Source organism: Caballeronia sp. LZ033 (genome assembly GCF_031451265.1).
GTDB lineage: Bacteria > Pseudomonadota > Gammaproteobacteria > Burkholderiales > Burkholderiaceae > Caballeronia.
The window spans coordinates 2193030-2210132 of the sequence record NZ_JARUXQ010000001.1 but is presented as its reverse complement, the minus strand read 5'-3'; the positions used below and the strand labels follow the sequence as shown (position 1 = coordinate 2210132).

Below are 17103 nucleotides of genomic sequence, written 5' to 3'. Positions count from 1 at the left end.
AGACCCGGCGTCCCCCGAGCACCGATCGCCCCCGGCTCGGCCCGCCGAGAGTCGGCAGCCTGCTGCTGGTGGTGATCGCGACCTTCGTCGGCACGCCGCTCGGCATTTTCGCGGGCGTGTATCTCGCCGAGTACGGGCAGAAGGGCTGGCTCGCGAGCGTGACGCGCTTCATCAACGACATCCTGCTGTCGGCGCCGTCGATCGTCGTCGGTCTGTTCGTGTATGCGATCGTCGTGGCGAAGATGGGCCGTTTCTCGGGCTGGGCCGGCGTGATCGCGCTGGCGCTGCTGCAGATTCCGATCGTGATCCGCACGACCGAGAACATGCTGAAGCTCGTGCCGAACGCGCTGCGTGAAGCGGCTTTCGCGCTTGGTACGCCGAAGTGGAAGATGGTGATGTCGATCACGCTGAAGGCGTCGGTCGGCGGCATCGTCACCGGCGTGCTGCTGGCGGTCGCGCGTATCACCGGCGAAACCGCGCCCTTGTTGTTCACGGCGCTGTCGAACCAGTTTTTCTCGATGGACTTGAATCAGCCGATCGCCAACCTGCCGGTCACGATCTACAAGTTCGCAATGAGTCCGTTCCCGCAGTGGCAATCGCTCGCGTGGGCCGGTGTGTTCCTGATTACGCTCGGCGTGCTGGGTCTGAATATCCTGGCGCGTGCGATCTTCTCGAAGAAATAAGGGCGGAGTGATTCCATGAATATGGTCGAAAGTGGTGTCAACCACCTGAATTCGAAGACTGAAGACAAGCCGGTCGAGCGCGGTCCGGTGCCGGGCAGCGTGCGTCCGACGCACGGCGCGCCGTCGCTGGATTCGATGAAGCCGAAGATCGAGGTGAACAACCTCAACTTCTTCTACAACAAGTATCACGCGCTGAAGAACATCAACCTGCGCATTCCCGAGAAGAAGGTCACGGCCTTCATCGGGCCGTCGGGTTGCGGCAAGTCCACGCTCCTGCGCACCTTCAACAAGATGTACGCGCTCTATCCGGAACAGCGCGCCGAAGGCGAGATCCTGATGGACGGCGTGAACCTGCTCGACACCACCAAGGACATCTCGCTGCTGCGCGCGCGTGTCGGCATGGTGTTCCAGAAGCCGACGCCGTTCCCGATGTCGATCTACGACAACATTGCGTTCGGCGTAAAGATGTTCGAGCAGCTGTCGCGTTCGGAAATGGACGATCGCGTCGAATGGGCGCTGACCAAGGCGGCGCTCTGGACCGAGGTGAAGGACAAGCTGCAGCAGAGCGGCTATGGCCTGTCGGGTGGTCAGCAGCAGCGCCTGTGCATTGCGCGCGGCATCGCGATCCGTCCGGAAGTGCTGTTGCTCGACGAACCGTGCTCCGCGCTCGACCCGATTTCGACGGGCCGCATCGAAGAGCTGATCGCTGAATTGAAGAGCGATTACACGGTGGTCATCGTGACGCACAACATGCAGCAGGCGGCGCGTTGTTCGGACTACACTGCCTATATGTATCTGGGTGAACTGATCGAATTCGGCGATACCGAAAAGATATTCATCAAGCCGGCCCGCAAGGAAACGGAAGACTACATCACGGGCCGCTTTGGCTGATCGTCAGCCCAGGCAAAACACACAGGCTTAAGGAGCACACATGTCCGACAAACATCTTTCAAGCCAGTTCGACGCCGACCTCAATGCGGTGTCGTCGAAGGTGCTGGAAATGGGCGGTCTGGTCGAGTCGCAGATCATCGCGGCGATGCAGGCGCTGAACGAATTCGACATCGGCATCGCCGACCAGGTGATCGCGGCGGAAGCGCGTCTGAACACGATGGAAGTCGAGATCGACGAGGAGTGCAGCAACATCATCGCGCGCCGCCAGCCGGCCGCGCGTGACCTGCGTCTGTTGATGGCCATCTCGAAGACCATCACGAATCTCGAGCGCGCCGGCGACGAAGCCGAGAAGATCGCCAAGCGCGTGAAGCGCATCAACGAAGACGGCGCGGGCCGCACGGTGAACATCGCCGAGATCCGTCTGTCGGGCGAGATGGCGGTGTCCATCCTGCGCCGCGCGCTGGATGCGTTCGCGCGTCTGGACACCGTGGCGGCCGCGCAGATCGTGCGCGACGACAAGGCCATCGACGACGAATTCCGCGCCTTCGTGCGCAAGCTCGTGACGTACATGATGGAAGACCCGCGCACCATTTCGGCGGGTCTGGATTACCTGTTCATCGCGAAGGCGGTGGAGCGCATCGGTGATCACGCGAAGAACATCGCCGAGTTCATCATCTACATCGTCAAGGGCACGGACGTGCGGCACAAGTCGCGCGACCAGCTCGAACGCGAGGCGTTGAGTTAATTCGCCGCGTAACAACCCAAGCAAAAAGGTCCAGAGGTGCCGATGCCCAGCAGTATCCTCGTCGTCGAAGACGAACCCGCGATCTCCGAGCTGATCTCGGTGAATCTCCAGCATGCGGGGCATTGCCCCATTCGCGCTTATAACGCGGAGCAGGCGCAAAACCTGATCAGTGACGTGCTGCCCGATCTCGTGCTGCTCGACTGGATGCTGCCCGGCAAGTCGGGCATTGCGTTCGCGCGCGAGCTGCGCAACAACGAGCGCACCAAGCACATTCCGATCATCATGCTGACGGCGCGTGGCGACGAGCAGGACAAGGTGCTCGGACTGGAGATCGGCGCGGACGACTACGTCACGAAGCCGTTCTCGCCGAAGGAACTGATGGCGCGCATCAAGGCGGTGCTGCGCCGGCGGGCGCCGCAGCTGACGGAAGACGTGGTGGCGATCAACGGCTTGCGGCTCGATCCGGCGACGCATCGTGTTGCGGCGAGTCATTCGGGCAACGACATCAAGCTCGATCTCGGACCGACTGAGTTCCGCCTGCTGCACTTCTTCATGACGCACCCGGAGCGAGTCCACAGCCGCACGCAGTTGCTCGACCAGGTGTGGGGCGATCACGTGTTCGTGGAAGAGCGTACGGTCGATGTGCATATCAAGCGTTTGCGCGCCGCGCTCAAGCCGGCGGGCTGCGATGCTATGATCGAAACGGTCCGTGGCAGCGGTTACCGGCTCGCGAAGAGCGCCTGAAACAAGGTGTGACACGGCGGGCGGCTGCTGCCAGGTTTCTCGTCGGTTCTGCTGTATCAACGTCACTAAGATTCATCGCCACCATGAACATCATCTGGACGCGCGCCATCGTGTCCTTCGCGCTGCTCGCGGGCATCAGCGCCGCGCTTGGCGCGCTGGCCGGCGTGCGCGTCGCGCTGGCTTTCGCGGTGCTCATGCTTGTCGTGCAGGGCTTCTTCGTCACGTATCACATGCAGCGTCTGTGGCGTCTGCTGGAAGCGCCGGTGTACGGCGAAGTGCCGAGCGCGCTCGGCGTCTGGGGCGAAATCTACTACCGTCTGCACAAGCTCGCGAAGCGCTGGCATGCCCAAGTGCGGCAGGTCGAGCAACAGCATGCGCGTTTCATCCAGGCGATCCAGGCTTCGCCGAACGGCGTCGCGATGCTGGACGATCACGATCAGATTGAATGGTGCAACGCGATTGCCGAGCAGCATTTCGGGCTCGATGCGAAGCGCGACTTGCGCCAGCACATTACGCATCTGGTGCGGAATCCCGACTTCATCCGCTATCTGAATTCACACCATTACGAAGAGACGCTCGTGATGCGCGGCATGGGCGTGAACCGCAAGTACACGGTGTCGGTGCAGGTGTTTCCGTACGGCGACAACCGCAAGCTGGTGCTGACGCAGGACATCACCGAGCTGGAGCGCACGGATTCCATGCGCCGCGATTTCGTCGCCAATGTTTCGCATGAGTTGAAGACACCGCTGACGGTGTTGTCGGGCTTTCTTGAAACGATGCGCGAGTTGCCGCTCGATGAAGCGGATCGCATGCGTTATCTCGACATGATGAACCAGCAGGCGCTGCGGATGCAGAACATCGTGCGCGATCTGCTGGTGCTGGCGAATCTCGAAGGCGACATGCGTCCGCCGGGCGATGAGGTGTTGGACATGCGCTCGGTCATCCGGCATATCGAGGACGATGCGAACAATCTGTCCAATGGGCGGCATCGGATTACGTTTCATAGCGATGACTCGCTGACCGTGGCGGGTGTCGAGACGGAAGTGATGAGCGCGCTCGGGAATCTCGTCACGAATGCTGTTCGGTATACGCCTGACGGCGGGACGATCGATGTTTCGTGGGAGCGGGTTAAGGACCGCGCGGTGTTCTCGGTACGGGACAGCGGGTTCGGTATTCCGGCTGAGCATATTCCGCGGCTCACGGAGCGGTTTTATCGCGTGGATCGCAGCCGTTCAAGGGATACCGGTGGAACCGGTTTGGGGCTCGCCATCGTCAAGCATGTGCTGCAGAGGCATCACGCTGAGCTTGATGTCAAAAGTGAGGTGGGGAGGGGGAGTACGTTTGTCGTCAGGTTTCCCGCCTCGCGGACGGCTTTTCGGAAGTCTCTCGCGGCTTAGGGTTGAGGTTTGCCAGCGCTTCCATGGACTTCCTGTGTTCGCGTCGGTCTGCTAGCACTGCCCCTCCCCGGGGCGGGGGTAACTTTCTTTGCCGCTGCAAAGAAAGTCACCAAAGAAAGCAGCTTTTTTTCTCGCCCAGCGTCATCACACGGGCTCAGCACAGAACCATGTTTCTGGCACTGCAGTAGAGAGTGCCTTCATAGGCCACACCCGGCGTGGATCGCGGACCCACTGTGAAATCGCACCACAGAACAGACTGGTGCAGCCCTTGCATGCTCCGGCGCTGCGCTACGCGCCGCCGACCGGTCAATCGGGGATGCCAGTGCACTCTTGCTTACGCGTCCATCACATTGCTCTTGCCTCCCACTGGTTTCCCTTGCATACCCTCCGGCAGCGCGTAGCGCTGGGCCGGAACTCTCAGGTGCTGCACCAGTTCGTTCAATGGTGTGATGTCACAGTGGGTCCGCGATCCACGCCCGGTGTGGCCTATGAGGGCACGCTCTACGGCCGGGCCAGAAACGGGGTTCTGTGCTGCGCCCATTTGATGACGCTGGGCGAGAAAAAAGCTGCTTTCTTTGGTGACTTTCTTTGCAGCGGCAAAGAAAGTTACCCCCGCCCCGGGGAGGGGCAGTGCTAATAAACCTACGCGAACACAGGAAGTCCATAGAAGCGCTGGCAAACAAAAGCAACCCACGCGAAGGACGAGAGCGAAGACCCCCGCCCCGGGGAGGGGCAGTGCTAATAGACCGACGCGAACACGGGAAGTCCATAGAAGCGCTGGCAAACAAAAGCAACCCACGCGAAGGACGAGAGCGAAGACCCCCGCCCCGGGGAGGGGCAGTGCTAACAGACCGACGCGATCACAGGAAGTCCATGGAAGCGCAAGCGAAAGACATCAAGCGCCAGCAAAATCAAGAACAGAACTTAGCCAGAAGCCCTAATTGCGCATTGCGAATAGACTTCCCGGGCCGGCGTTTCCGATAATGCCCATCACTTTGCATGACCCAAGCCGACTGATTATCCCCAAGACAAACGGATAAACCCTCGGCGATGACTCGCCGCTTCAACCGCCGATCGCGGATCGGAAACGCGACCTCGACCCGGCGGAAGAAATTGCGATCCATCCAGTCGGCACTGGACAAGAACACATCTTCCTTGCCGTTGGCATAAAAATAAAAGATCCGATGATGCTCGAGAAAGCGCCCGACAATAGACCTCACCGTGATGTTCTCCGAAAGATCCTCCACCCCGGGCTTCAGCGAACACACCCCCCGCACGATCAAATCGATCTTCACGCCCGCGCGTGAAGCCTCATACAAGGCTTCGATCACAGTAGGCTCGAGCAACGCATTCATCTTCGCAACAATACGTGCCCGTCGCCCAAGGCGCGCATGCTCGGCCTCGGCGCGAATCGCATCGATCAGCTTCGCGTGCAGCGTAAACGGCGACTGCCACAACTGATGCAGCGCAATCTCTCCGCCAATGCCCGTCAGCTGCTGGAACACATGATGCACGTCCTCGCACATTTCCTGGTCGGCGGTCATCAGGCCGAAGTCGGTATAAAGACGCGCCGTCCGCGGGTGATAGTTGCCCGTGCCCAGATGCGCATAACGCTTCAGCACCAGCTTGCCGCCCTGCGACACACGCCGCACGATCAACACCATCTTCGCGTGACACTTGTGGCCCACCACGCCATACACCACATGCGCGCCCACAGCCTCCAGCTGCGAAGCCCAGCTGATATTCGTCTCCTCGTCGAAGCGCGCCAGCAGTTCCACCACCACCGTCACTTCCTTGCCATTGCGCGCCGCCTGCATGAGCGCATCCATCAACGGCGAATCCGTGCCCGTGCGATAGATGGTCTGCTTGATGGCAACTACTTGCGGATCTTTCGCGGCCTGCAACAGCAACTCCAGCACAGGCTGAAAACTCTCGTACGGATGATGCATCAGGATGTCGCCCTGATCGATCGCATCGAAGAGATTGGTCGTGTTGGCGATCGCCTTGGGCACCGACGGAATATGCGGCACGAACTTCAGGTCCGGCCGGTCGACCATCTCCGGCAACTGCATCAGCCGCACCAGATTCACGGCCCCGTTGACGCGGTACAGGTCGCGCTCGCTCAACTGGCTTTCATCGAGCAAACGGCGCACGAGATGCGGCGGCGTTTCCGCCGACACCTCCATCCGCACCGCATTGCCGAGATGGCGTGCCGGCAGTTCGCCCTGCAGCGCGACCCGCAGATTGGTGATCTCGTCTTCATCGACGAACAACTCGCTGTTGCGCGTGATGCGAAACTGGTTGCAGCTCCGCACGATCAGGTGCGGAAACAAGTCGCTGACGAAATGCTGCATGAACGAGCTCAGCAGCACGAAACCGTGCGGATAGCCCGACAGCGCTTCCGGCATGCGCACCAGGCGCGGCAGCGCACGCGGCGCCTGCACGATGCCCATCATCGCCTGTCGTCCGAAGGCGTCCGTGCCCTCAAGTTCGACGACGAAGTTAAGGCTCTTGTTCAGCACGCGCGGGAACGGATGCGCGGGATCGAGGCCGATCGGCGTCAGCACCGGCAGCAGTTCATTGTGAAAATAGTCGCGCGCCCAGGCGGTCTGTTGCTCGCTCCAGCTTTCAGCGCCGTGAAAGTAGATGCCTTCCATCTCGAGCGCCGGCAGTACGATGTCATGCAGCATCGAATATTGCTGGCGCACCAGACGCTGCGCGCGCTCGGACACGAGGTCGTACACATGCTGCAAGGACATGCCGTCCGGCGACAGCGTGCCGGGGTTGTCGCGCATCTGCTCTTGCAGACCCGCCATGCGGACTTCGAAGAATTCGTCGAGATTGCTGCTGGTGATACAGATGAAGCGCAGGCGTTCCAACAGCGGAACCGTCGTATCGGCGGCTTGCGCGAGGACGCGCTCGTTGAAACCTAATATGCCCAGTTCGCGGTTGAAGAGCGGATAGCGGATGGACATCGGCAGGATGGAGGGTGTCTCGATCAAAGGGGCAAAGGTGCGCTCGAATGCTCTCACAGTTTGATGTATTTTTGATGACAGAACGATTTTCACAAATTCTACTCACAATGCGAATAGCGTCTTCGGAGCGTGCGCACTCGCCCGTGAAAGGGTTCACGAAGCGGGCGGACGCGGAAGGCGCCGGCATGCAATAGAATTCGTGCGGAATTCGTGCGCTGCAACAACGCGGCGGTAGCCATGCCGCAGTAGCAATGCCGCAGTAGCAATGCCGAAATAGCAGTGCCGACGCAACAGTGCTCTCCCACATCACGTTTTCTGGATCTCCGATGGTCACACATCCCCACCTTCTTGCCGCAGTCGACCTCGGATCGAACAGTTTCCGGCTGATTGTCGGCCGGGTAGAGGAAACGCCCGCCGGCAGCCAGATCTATCAGGTCGATGCGCTGCGCGAGCCGGTCCGCCTCGGCGGCGGGCTCTCGCGTGACAAGCTGCTCGACCGCGCCTCGCAGGTGCGCGGCTGGGACGCGCTGAAGCGCTTCGGCGAACGTCTGCGCGATTTCCATCCGGACCAGGTGCGCGCAGTCGCCACCAATACCTTGCGCGTCGCGAAGAACGCGCATGACTTCCTCGCCGAAGCCGAAGCGGCGCTCGGCTTTCCCATCGAAGTCATCGCCGGACGCGAGGAAGCGCGCCTCATCTATGCCGGCGCCGCGCATTCCGTGCCGGCCATCGCGGGCCGGCGTCTCGTCGTCGATATCGGCGGCGGCTCGACCGAATTCGTCATCGGCTCGCACTACACGCCGATCCACATGGAAAGCCTCTACATTGGCTGCGTGAGCCACAGCCGCCAGTTCTTCCCGTCCGGCAACGTCGATGAATACACGATGCGCCAGGCCGAACTCGCCGCCAAGCGCGAGATCCAGATCATTTCGAGCGAGTACAAGCAGACCGGCTGGGATCAGGCGATCGGTTCGTCGGGCACGGCGCGGGCGCTGGCGGAGCTGATCGAAGCGAACGGCTTCAACGACGAAGGCATCACGCACGGCATCTCGCGCGGCGGTCTCGAACGGCTGAAGCGCGCGGTCATCAAGGCGGAGAACGTCAACCGGCTGAAGCTCACCGCGCTCAAGCCGGATCGCGTGCCGGTGCTGGCGGGCGGACTGTCGATCATGCTCGGCGTGTTCGAGGAACTGGGCATCGACTATGCCGACACCACCGACGCCGCGCTGCGTCTCGGCGTGCTCTATGACCTGCTGGGCCGCTCGCAGCATCAGGACATGCGCACGGTCACCGTCGAGGGCTTCAAGCGGCGCTATGGCGTCGATGGGGCGCAGGCGGACCGCATCGGCGAGCTCGCCATCAGCTTCCATGACCAGCTCGGCGAGCCCGACGAAGACCTGCGCGAGGAGAACCGTATGTTCCTGGCGTGGGCGGCGTCGCTGCATGAGATCGGGCTATCGATCGCGCACAGTGCCTATCACAAGCATTCCGCGTACATCACCAGCAACGCCGACATGCCGGGCTTCTCACGCACCGATCAGGCGCGTCTCGCCACGCTCGTGCTTGGACACGCGGGCAAGCTCGGCAAGCTCGCGCAGACGCGCGACGTCGACTGGACGCTGCTGTTCTGTCTGCGACTCGCGGCGCTGTTGTCGCGCCGGCGCGCGGAGGTCGGCTTGCCGGGCATCGAGGTGCGGACGGCGGGCGGCGGCTTCGAGGTGCGTCTGCCGAGCGACTGGGTCACGAACAATCCGCTCACCGATTACAGCCTCGTTCAGGAGGCCATGGAGTGGGAGAAGATCGGACGTCCGTATCGCGTGGTCTATACGGGTGACTGAAGCACCGATGGAAGTACCGATGCCGGAATGAAGAAGGCCCCGCCGCATGAGTGCGCCGGGGCCTTCTTCCTGAACGCGTGCCACAAGAGCCGCTCAGCGTCCCTGCATGTCGCCGATGAAGTGACGCGCATAGCGCGCGTTGATGTCGGACAGACGGAACAGCGTGAGGAAATCGGCGGTATTGAAGTCAGGATCCCACGCAGGCGCGCCGCAGATCTTCGCGCCCAGGCGCAGGTAACCCTTCACCAGCGGCGGCGGGCTGACGTTCGCGCCGGTGCGCAGTTCCTCGACCGGCAGCGGCGTATGCGGGAACGCGCGGTATTCGGGCGCCGTGAGCGCATCGGCGGACAGCGAGGTGTAGAGATTCGCCGCGTAGTGACCGCCGTCGATCATGCCGACGCTCGCGCAGCCGAGCATCGTTTCATAGCCGTTCTGCATCATGTAGGCAGCGAGGCCGCCCCACAGCGACATGATCACCGCACCGTTGCGATAGTCGGGATGCACGCACGATCGGCCCACCTCGACGAGCTTCGGACGCAGGTGCGTGAGGCGCGACACGTCGAACTCGCTTTCGGCGTACAGGCGGCCGATACGCGCGGCCTGATGCGGCGGCAGCACGCGATACGTGCCGACCACTTGCAGGCTGTCGAGATCGCGCACGAGAAGATGATCGCAATAGGCGTCGAAGACATCGACGTCGAGTCCCGCAGGACCGGAAAGACGCGCGCCCATCTCTTCCGAGAACACGCGATAGCGCAGGCGCTGGGCATCGCGCAGGGCGTCGTCGTCGCGCGCCCATGAGACTTGCAGACGCTCGCGTCCGGTGTGGGTTTCGGACGTGCGCGGAAGATGACGGCGCGATTCGAGCGAGAAGGATGCCGCTCCGAGTTGCAGGACGGGCGTCGGCAGATCTTGCATTGGCTTTCCTCGACAGGACGTGGCTGTGGCTTGAGTCCTCGCCAATGTAGTAATCCGCGATGACGCTCGCATGGCATGGCAATGACGTTTCAGTGAAACGCCTTGAACCGTGCCGTCGTTCGCGTGACCCGTTTCAGCTCACAGCAGATCGGGATTGATGACGGCGCGCAGTACGGTCTGGCCGTCGCCCGCGCGCGTGCGCGACTGGAACCACCAGACGCCCGATTTCTTCACCGACCATTCCGTTTCCGTGCCCGTCATGAGCAGGGCGGCCAGGCGGCCGAGGGTCGGCTGATGGCCGATCACCACGACCGTCTCGCCGATGCCGTCCGGCCAGCCCGCGGCGTCGAGCACGGCTTGGGCGCTGTTGCCGGGCGCGAGCGCATCGACGACGCGATAGCGATCGCCGAATGCTTCGGCCGTCTGGATCGTGCGAGTCGCGGGGCTGGCGAGCAGGATGGCGTCATCGCCGACGCGCGCCTTGAGCCAACGCGCGACGCCCTGTGCCTGCTTGCGTCCGCGCGACGTGAGCTGGCGGGCGAGATCGCTCGGCGCCTGATCTTCGGCTTCGGCATGGCGCCAGAGAATGAGGTTCATCGCTTGTCTCCGCTGAGAAGGGGATGCGCAGGTTCACGCGCGGGTTCCGTTACAGGAAGTTGCGTGCCCGCGCGTGGTTGCCGCGTGGTTGCCAAGAAGCATGCATGTGCGGCATTGCGGACGCGTGGCCGGCACGCTACAATTCGCGGCTCGTCGGAGCGTAGCGCAGCCTGGTAGCGCATCTGATTTGGGATCAGAGGGTCGTAGGTTCGAATCCTATCGCTCCGACCACCACACACGAAGGGGTTACAAGTTACGGCTTGTAACCCCTTTGCCGTTTCTGAGGTTCATTCGGCGCGTGATTGAACGCTCCGATGAAGATCCGATGAGATTCACTCGGCCGGCCGTCCAGCCGATGCCTGTTCAACCCTGTCCGGGAGCACCATGCCGCGTAACGTTCTATTTGTCACTGCCTTCTCGCTGGCGCTCGGCTTGTCCGCATGCGCAGACGCCCCGAATCACAAGCATCCGCCGCAGGATCCGCCCGACTACAAGGGCGTGCCCACCGACATGACGCCGCCGACGATCATCGCACCGGCACAACCGCAATAACGTTCTTCATGGCCGATACGAAGGCGAAGCCCCGATGCGTTCGCACCGGGGCCTCTGACCCGCGCCGGCTGTTCGCGCGGATACCGCGCGCGGGCTGAAGACATTCTAAGAAGACGCGCGCGGCACGGCTGTATGCGCTTGTTTCGGAGCGTAACGGGTTGCAAAAGGCAGGGTGAAAGGCCCCGAGGGAAAGAATCGGAAATAGCTACCTACCGCACACACTGACGAATCATCCGGGCGAATATTTTGCTGGACAGGTATGATCCAACAAATTGTTTCAAAACGTATCGATCATGAATCTGCTGTGGGTTTTCGCCGTCGTCGCCCCTTTGGGTCTGGCCTCGCTGTTCGCGTTTGCCGCGCGGATCGATCCGTTGTCGGGACACTGGCGCACACCGTCCGACACGCTCCCGGAAAACGATGTCATGGCCGCCTCCGACGCCTGAAAGAATGCGCGTGCATGGTCGGCCGTTACGCCGCCGGGGCAGCGATCATTGCTTGCAGCGGATCACCATCGAGCGATTCTTGATGTTCGCTCCGAAGATCCCGCCCACCGAACCGCCGGCCGTCGCGCCGTTGTCGGCATCCTTCGAAATCACGTCGTAGCCATAGGCGCCGCAGGTTTCTCCCGCTTGCTTGTAGCAGGCCGCCCAGCTGGTGGCGGCATCGCCGCCGCTGCAGTTGATGGCGAAGCCGGTATCGCCCGAGGGCAGGTAGGTCATCTTCGTCGTATGCGCGCAGCCTGCAAGCGCGCCGGTCAATGCGAGCGCCGCGCAGACGGCGGCAGCGTTCATCCTCTTCTTCAGCTTCATCGATCTTCCTTGTAACGTCCGCCGCGCGTTCAGCGCGACGGCAGATAGCGCGCCGGGTCCACCGAGCGGCCCATGTAGCGCACTTCGAAATGCAGCATCGTGCGGTTGCTGTCGGTATCGCCCATTTCGGCGATCTGCTGGCCCTGCTGCACGGTCTGGCCTTCCTTCACCAGCAGGGTGCGGTTGTGCGCGTAGGCGGTCAGATAGTCGTCATCGTGCTTGATGATCAGCATGTTGCCGTAGCCGCGCAGGCCGTTGCCCGCGTAGACGACGTTGCCGGCCGCCGCCGCGATGACGGGCGTGCCCGCCGCATTGGCGATGTCGACGCCCTTCGAATTCTTGCCGTCGAAACCGCGAATCACGCTGCCCTGCGCAGGCCACACAAGCGACACGCCTGGTCCGGCCTTGGCTTGTGCCGGCGATTGCGCGGCCGACTGGGCGCCGGCACCGGCGTCCGTCGAGCCGGAGGAGGCCGCCGGCGACGTCGAGGATGTCGCGCTGCCGGCGGGCGGGGCGACGCGCAGCACCTGTCCGACCTCGATGGCGTCGGGGTTGGAGAGCCCGTTCCAGCGCGCGATGTTGGCGACGCTGGTGCGCTTCGCGCGCGCGATCTTCGATACCGTGTCGCCGCGCTCCACTCGATAGAAGCCGGGCCCGACCGGCGCGGAGCCGCAGGCGGCCAGCACTGCGATGAGTGACGTGCAGACGAGCCGTCGAATTCCTGTTTGCAAACCTGACCTCGCAAGGCGTCGCCGCGCGGAGTCGGAGCACTGTCGCGCGGCGGAAAGAAAGGCAGGATTTTACAGGCTCGGGTTTGCCCGAACAGAAAGCCGCCCGCGGCGCATCATGCCGCGGGCGTCACGACCAGTCTGAGCGACGCCGTTTCGGTCTTGCCGGGCGCAAGCCAGCGCAGGCCGCGGCCGTTGTGGATGGCGTCCGGCAGGCCGATCCAAGGCTCGACGCAGTAGAAGTCCGAAGCATCCGATTCGGTCCAGGTGGTGACGGCATACCACGGCACCGAATCGGGCTGTTGCAGTTCCAGGCGCACCGTGCGCCCGAGACCGGGCAGGTTCAGCAGCATCGGTTCGTCGGGCTGCCGGGTAAGGCAGTGAAACACGTCGACGATGGCCGGATCGGCCAGCGAATAACTCGCCAGGCCCGCTTCGGCGGCGGTGATCGATCCGTCCGGCAATTGCCGCCGGCGTTCGGTGTGCGGCAGTTGCACGCTGCTTTCGGCGCGCTGGCCGTGCGGCAGATGGAAGTAGAAGTGATGGCCGGCGTAGTAGGGCAGCGGCACTTCGCCCGGATTCGACGTGGTGAGTTCCACCTCGAGCGTGTGCGCATCGACGATGCGGTAGGCCGCCTCGAAGCGGAACGCGAACGGATAGCCGGCGCGGGTGGCGTCGCTGTCGACGAGGGTCATGCGCACGCCATGGCCATCGGCGTCGCGCGTCCACGTGAAGGGCAGGTCGCGCGCGAAGCCGTGCGTGGGCAGTGCATGGACGACGCCTTCGGGATCGCGCCAATGGCCGATCTCGCCGTCGACGAAATGCCGTCCGAGAAACGGGAACAATAACGGATTGCCGCCGCGGATCTTGGCGGGGTTGGACCAGTCGGGCGCATCGGGCCAGTGAATGACGGGTTCGCCGCCGACCCGCCAGGTCATGAGCCGTCCGCCGGCATGCGGCGCGAGCAGAAGGGCGGCGCCGTCGCGCTCGATTTCGATGACTTCCTGTTGCGTTGACATGATGGCCGTGCACTCCGTTGAGGGTGGGGCTTGCGCGCGTCGGGAAAAGCAGACAGCAGAACGGCGCTGCTCGCGAGTGGGACGATTCTGCCTCAAATTTTCTACATGGAAACCCTTTGCGGGAAATTGCGACTGACCGATGTCCGGCCGATATGGTCTTATAGGTTCCTAATGTTGGGAACCAGACGGACAAGGAGTGACCATGGATCTGGCGATGGCGATGGGTGTCGCGATGTTCGGCCTCTTCGGGGCGAGCACGGCGCTTTTTCTGTACAAGCTGAAGGCCTGACCCGCCGGGATGCAGCGCGCTTGCGCAAGGGCATTTCTTTCGAGATTCCTCTAATGGTCTTTCGGTAATCTGTCGTTTCGCCGACGATTGTCTGTCGGTGTCTTTTGTGTGCTGTTTTGTGTGCGGTAGCGCTTGGCGCTCGATAGGCCTGTCGGCATAATCGGGTCCGTTCGTGCGCCGTGTCACTCAGCCTTCCTGCCTGATCTCCCTGTTCGCCTCGTCCGGCTTCGCGCGACGCGCGGGACGCCGGGATGCAATTGCACGGCGCGTCCCTCCCTTCCCGAAAAAGGACCGACGCGTGACTCTGTGGTTTCTCGTATTCCTGAGCGTCCTGCAGGGCGTTACCGAACTCTTCCCCGTCAGCAGTCTCGGCCATACCTTGCTGGTTCCCGGACTGATCGGCATGCATATCGACAAGCATGCGCCGCAGTTGCTGCCGTTTCTCGTCGCGCTGCATCTCGGCACCGCAATCGCCTTGCTGTGGTATTTCCGCGCGCGCTGGGTCGCGCTGATCCGCGGCTTCTTCGCGTCGCTCGGCGGACGTAAGAACGACGACGGCCACATGATGTGGGCGCTCATCATCGGGACGATTCCTACGGGCATCGTCGGCTTGCTGCTTGAGAAGCGCCTTGAGGCCCTTTTTCACGATTTGCGGATCGTGGCAGCGGCGCTGATCGTCAATGGCGTGTTGTTGTGGTTCGGCGACCGGCTGCAGAAGCGTCGCGCGCTGCAGGCTCCGGAGAAGCTCACGTTCAAGCAGGCGTTTCTGGTGGGGCTGGCGCAGATCGGCGCGCTGATTCCGGGCTTTTCGCGCAGCGGCCTGACGATGATCGCGGGTGTCGGCGCTGGCCTGACGGCCGAGGCGGCCGCGGAGTTCTCGTTCCTGCTCGGCACGCCGATCATTTTCGCGGCGGGCGTGCTCGAACTGCCGAAGCTGTTCCATGCGCCGGGCCAGTTGTTCGATTCGGTGCTGGGCGGCGTGCTGACCGGCATCGCGGCCTATCTCAGCGTGCGCTTCCTGATGCGTTACTTTGAAGGGCACGGCAAGCTTGCGTCGTTCGGCGTGTACTGCGTGATCGCGGGGATCTTCTTCCTCGGCTGGTTCATGATGCATCCGCAGCCGCTCTAGGCGAAGCGGGATGCGGACGACCGGGAATGAGGTAAAATCGCGGTCTCTTCAGATCCGCGGATGGATTGTGTCATCCAGGCCGCGCGCGTCGATATCCGCCCTTAGCTCAGCTGGATAGAGCAACGGCCTTCTAAGCCGTAGGTCACACGTTCGAGTCGTGTAGGGCGGGCCAGTGACATCAGGTGCCAAGACCCAGTCCGTGTGACTGGGTTTTTTGTTTGTGCTTCTGGTTTCCTGTTTTCATGCTGGCGGTGTCGCCCACTTCTGCGTTTTCAGACTTTAATCATTCCGTTGCAGTGCCGGATGCGGCAGGCTCGATAGCTTCGATCAACGAGGCTTCGAGCGCACGATGCAGACATGGCACCCCAGCAATCCGGTTGAACGTCGCCTGATGGCGGTGCATGAGGATTGGCTGTGTTTTCGCAATAGCGCACGCGCATCTCTTCTCTACTGGCAGGCAAACGAAGCCGACCTGCGCATGGTGGAGGTCTATGTTCAGCGGCAGCGCATGCTGTCGAATGCGGTGCTGCAACTGACCTCGCGCTTCGATCACGCGGATCAATACGCTCGGGCGCTCGCTCAGGAAATCATCGCGTTCTACGAAGCCAGGGGCGAAGGTGCGCGCGCAAATGGCGTCGCCGCCGACTGGCATGCGCCGGACCCGCAAGGCGAGACGCCGACCGCCTATCTACTCGCACTCAAACGCAGCTTGTTGCGGCATCACCTGGACGTGTTTCCGGAACTGGTGTTGCTGCTCGAACCGGTGCAGGTCAGCAAGCCGAATGCTTTCGAGCGATGGTTGAACGATCTGCTCGATGGCATCGAGCGCGACGCATGGCAAGCGGAGCGCGTGCGCTTCGTGTTGACCGGCACCGACGCCGATGCGTTTGCCTGGCTGCGTCAGCGCAGGCCTGAGCAAATGGTCGTGGTGCAAGGGCACTACGGCATGGAATCGCTGCCGCGTGAACTGCTTGTCGAATCGGATCAGCGCGGCCCGCAAGGTGACTTCCAGCGCTTGTTCGTGGGATTGAGCGAAGCGCTCGGAAAGGACGATGCTGTGCGGCTCGAGTCCTTGCGTGCCGAGGCACTGGCCATCGCGAGCAAACAAAGCTGGTTTGATCAGAGTGTGACCGTGCATCTGATCGCGGGCGCTGCGTATCTGAAATGGAATGAATCTGGTCTTGCGCTCGATGCGTACGAACAGGCCACGCAAGCCGCGCGTCAGGCGTTGAACGCCGGGCATGCGGCAGGCAACAAGCTGGCGGTCAACAGCCTGTTCGGTGAGGCGAGCGTTCACTGGATGCAGCGCAAGTACGCCCGCGCCGCCGAGCGCTACGAACAGGCTGCTTCGTTTGCCCAAGCCGAGCAGGACGGCATTCTTTGCATCGAAGCGTGGCGGATGGTCGGCGAGTGCATGAATCAGATGCGTCGTCAGGAAGATGCATTGGAGGCGAACTTCCGGGCCCTTGATTTCGGACTGTGGATCGATCCGGCACTGCGCGCGAACAGCAACGTACAGCATGTCGCGCAGCAGGCGCTTGGGTGTGTCGGCATGTGGCACAAGCGGCGGGGCGAGTTGACTTCCCGACTCATGGCCCTGTACGGCGAGAACTGGCCGGAGACCATCAAGCCATTGCCGCCCGAGGTCATCGCGCAGCGCATCAATAGCCTCAAGGAACAAGCTTAGTGGGCATGCTGGCGGTCACGCACCTGACGCCCGTCGTCGGCGTGGACGTGCATCTGATTCAGACGCCTGCGGGCGTCGTCATGCCCCTGCCGCATCCGC

General features: G+C 62.5%; 17 protein-coding genes and 2 tRNA genes. 12 read left to right on the top strand and 7 right to left on the bottom strand.

Annotated features, from left to right (window positions below):
• From pstA to phoR, 5 genes are all read left to right on the top strand, one after another.
• On the top strand, positions 1-683 hold a 683-nt coding region (gene pstA, locus QCE62_RS10315; protein ID WP_309917303.1), incomplete at its 5' end, for a phosphate ABC transporter permease PstA.
• A gap of 15 nt (positions 684-698) precedes the next feature.
• The gene (gene pstB / locus QCE62_RS10310; protein WP_309809049.1) at positions 699-1574 is read left to right on the top strand and encodes a phosphate ABC transporter ATP-binding protein PstB; all 876 of its coding nucleotides are present in this window, start codon (positions 699-701) and stop codon (positions 1572-1574) included.
• A gap of 40 nt (positions 1575-1614) precedes the next feature.
• Positions 1615-2319: a phosphate signaling complex protein PhoU gene (phoU, locus tag QCE62_RS10305; protein ID WP_309809047.1), complete on the top strand. Its 705-nt coding sequence runs from the start codon at positions 1615-1617 to the stop codon at positions 2317-2319.
• Positions 2320-2361: 42 nt separating this feature from the next.
• A complete protein-coding gene (phoB, locus tag QCE62_RS10300; protein WP_008342029.1) occupies positions 2362-3063 on the top strand; it encodes a phosphate regulon transcriptional regulator PhoB in 702 nt (233 codons plus the stop codon).
• 83 nt (positions 3064-3146) lie between these two features.
• Positions 3147-4460, top strand: a complete 1314-nt coding sequence (gene phoR, locus QCE62_RS10295) for a phosphate regulon sensor histidine kinase PhoR (RefSeq protein ID WP_309919792.1) — start codon at positions 3147-3149, stop codon at positions 4458-4460.
• A gap of 911 nt (positions 4461-5371) precedes the next feature.
• Here phoR and ppk1 read toward each other — a convergent pair.
• A complete protein-coding gene (gene ppk1 / locus QCE62_RS10290) occupies positions 5372-7435 on the bottom strand; it encodes a polyphosphate kinase 1 (protein ID WP_309919789.1) in 2064 nt (687 codons plus the stop codon).
• Positions 7436-7761: 326 nt separating this feature from the next.
• Between ppk1 and ppx the strand changes: the two genes are divergently transcribed.
• Positions 7762-9273 carry an exopolyphosphatase gene (gene ppx, locus QCE62_RS10285; RefSeq protein ID WP_309917300.1) on the top strand — a complete coding sequence of 504 codons (1512 nt, stop codon included), beginning with the start codon at positions 7762-7764 and terminating at the stop codon, positions 9271-9273.
• A 93-nt stretch (positions 9274-9366) separates the two neighbouring features.
• Here ppx and QCE62_RS10280 read toward each other — a convergent pair whose 3' ends face one another.
• Positions 9367-10191, bottom strand: a complete 825-nt coding sequence (locus tag QCE62_RS10280) for a GNAT family N-acyltransferase (RefSeq protein ID WP_309917297.1) — start codon at positions 10189-10191, stop codon at positions 9367-9369.
• A gap of 138 nt (positions 10192-10329) precedes the next feature.
• A complete protein-coding gene (locus tag QCE62_RS10275; RefSeq protein WP_309917293.1) occupies positions 10330-10788 on the bottom strand; it encodes a histidine phosphatase family protein in 459 nt (152 codons plus the stop codon).
• A 154-nt stretch (positions 10789-10942) separates the two neighbouring features.
• On the opposite strand from QCE62_RS10275, the gene QCE62_RS10270 reads away from it, so the two are divergent.
• The 3 genes from QCE62_RS10270 (at position 10943) to QCE62_RS10260 (ending at position 11786) form a co-directional block, all read left to right on the top strand.
• A tRNA-Pro gene (locus tag QCE62_RS10270) sits at positions 10943-11019 on the top strand.
• Between the two features lie 153 nt (positions 11020-11172).
• A complete protein-coding gene (locus tag QCE62_RS10265) occupies positions 11173-11340 on the top strand; it encodes a hypothetical protein (RefSeq protein ID WP_309917290.1) in 168 nt (55 codons plus the stop codon).
• A 293-nt stretch (positions 11341-11633) separates the two neighbouring features.
• A complete protein-coding gene (locus QCE62_RS10260; protein WP_309917288.1) occupies positions 11634-11786 on the top strand; it encodes a hypothetical protein in 153 nt (50 codons plus the stop codon).
• A 45-nt stretch (positions 11787-11831) separates the two neighbouring features.
• Here QCE62_RS10260 and QCE62_RS10255 read toward each other — a convergent pair whose 3' ends face one another.
• From QCE62_RS10255 to QCE62_RS10245, 3 genes are all read right to left on the bottom strand, one after another.
• Positions 11832-12152: a hypothetical protein gene (locus QCE62_RS10255; RefSeq protein WP_309917285.1), complete on the bottom strand. Its 321-nt coding sequence runs from the start codon at positions 12150-12152 to the stop codon at positions 11832-11834.
• A 29-nt stretch (positions 12153-12181) separates the two neighbouring features.
• Positions 12182-12883, bottom strand: coding sequence for a peptidoglycan DD-metalloendopeptidase family protein (locus QCE62_RS10250; RefSeq protein WP_309917283.1), 702 nt, complete (start codon positions 12881-12883; stop codon positions 12182-12184).
• Positions 12884-12996: 113 nt separating this feature from the next.
• Complete coding sequence (locus QCE62_RS10245; RefSeq protein WP_309917280.1) at positions 12997-13899, bottom strand: aldose epimerase; 903 nt, start codon at positions 13897-13899, stop codon at positions 12997-12999.
• A 587-nt stretch (positions 13900-14486) separates the two neighbouring features.
• On the opposite strand from QCE62_RS10245, the gene QCE62_RS10240 reads away from it, so the two are divergent.
• The gene (locus QCE62_RS10240) at positions 14487-15317 is read left to right on the top strand and encodes an undecaprenyl-diphosphate phosphatase (protein ID WP_309917277.1); all 831 of its coding nucleotides are present in this window, start codon (positions 14487-14489) and stop codon (positions 15315-15317) included.
• Positions 15318-15412: 95 nt separating this feature from the next.
• Positions 15413-15489, top strand: a tRNA-Arg gene (locus QCE62_RS10235).
• Positions 15490-15600: 111 nt separating this feature from the next.
• On the opposite strand, the gene QCE62_RS10230 is transcribed toward QCE62_RS10235, so the two are convergent.
• Entirely contained in the window at positions 15601-15969 is a 369-nt protein-coding gene (locus QCE62_RS10230) for a hypothetical protein (protein ID WP_309917274.1), read from the bottom strand.
• 96 nt (positions 15970-16065) lie between these two features.
• On the opposite strand from QCE62_RS10230, the gene QCE62_RS10225 reads away from it, so the two are divergent.
• Entirely contained in the window at positions 16066-17004 is a 939-nt protein-coding gene (locus QCE62_RS10225) for a hypothetical protein (protein WP_309917271.1), read from the top strand.
• Positions 17005-17103: the final 99 nt, after the last annotated feature.

What these genes read in the sequence shown, in the direction of transcription:
- pstB (WP_309809049.1), top strand. Translation starts at nt 699, where the DNA reads ATGAATATGGTCGAAAGTGGTGTCAACCACCTGAATTCGAAGACTGAA.
- phoU (WP_309809047.1), top strand. Translation starts at nt 1,615, where the DNA reads ATGTCCGACAAACATCTTTCAAGCCAGTTCGACGCCGACCTCAATGCG.
- phoB (WP_008342029.1), top strand. Translation starts at nt 2,362, where the DNA reads ATGCCCAGCAGTATCCTCGTCGTCGAAGACGAACCCGCGATCTCCGAG.
- phoR (WP_309919792.1), top strand. Translation starts at nt 3,147, where the DNA reads ATGAACATCATCTGGACGCGCGCCATCGTGTCCTTCGCGCTGCTCGCG.
- ppk1 (WP_309919789.1), bottom strand. Translation starts at nt 7,435, where the DNA reads ATGTCCATCCGCTATCCGCTCTTCAACCGCGAACTGGGCATATTAGGT.
- ppx (WP_309917300.1), top strand. Translation starts at nt 7,762, where the DNA reads ATGGTCACACATCCCCACCTTCTTGCCGCAGTCGACCTCGGATCGAAC.
- QCE62_RS10280 (WP_309917297.1), bottom strand. Translation starts at nt 10,191, where the DNA reads ATGCAAGATCTGCCGACGCCCGTCCTGCAACTCGGAGCGGCATCCTTC.
- QCE62_RS10275 (WP_309917293.1), bottom strand. Translation starts at nt 10,788, where the DNA reads ATGAACCTCATTCTCTGGCGCCATGCCGAAGCCGAAGATCAGGCGCCG.
- QCE62_RS10265 (WP_309917290.1), top strand. Translation starts at nt 11,173, where the DNA reads ATGCCGCGTAACGTTCTATTTGTCACTGCCTTCTCGCTGGCGCTCGGC.
- QCE62_RS10260 (WP_309917288.1), top strand. Translation starts at nt 11,634, where the DNA reads ATGAATCTGCTGTGGGTTTTCGCCGTCGTCGCCCCTTTGGGTCTGGCC.
- QCE62_RS10255 (WP_309917285.1), bottom strand. Translation starts at nt 12,152, where the DNA reads ATGAAGCTGAAGAAGAGGATGAACGCTGCCGCCGTCTGCGCGGCGCTC.
- QCE62_RS10245 (WP_309917280.1), bottom strand. Translation starts at nt 13,899, where the DNA reads ATGTCAACGCAACAGGAAGTCATCGAAATCGAGCGCGACGGCGCCGCC.
- QCE62_RS10230 (WP_309917274.1), bottom strand. Translation starts at nt 15,969, where the DNA reads ATGCCAGTCGGCGGCGACGCCATTTGCGCGCGCACCTTCGCCCCTGGC.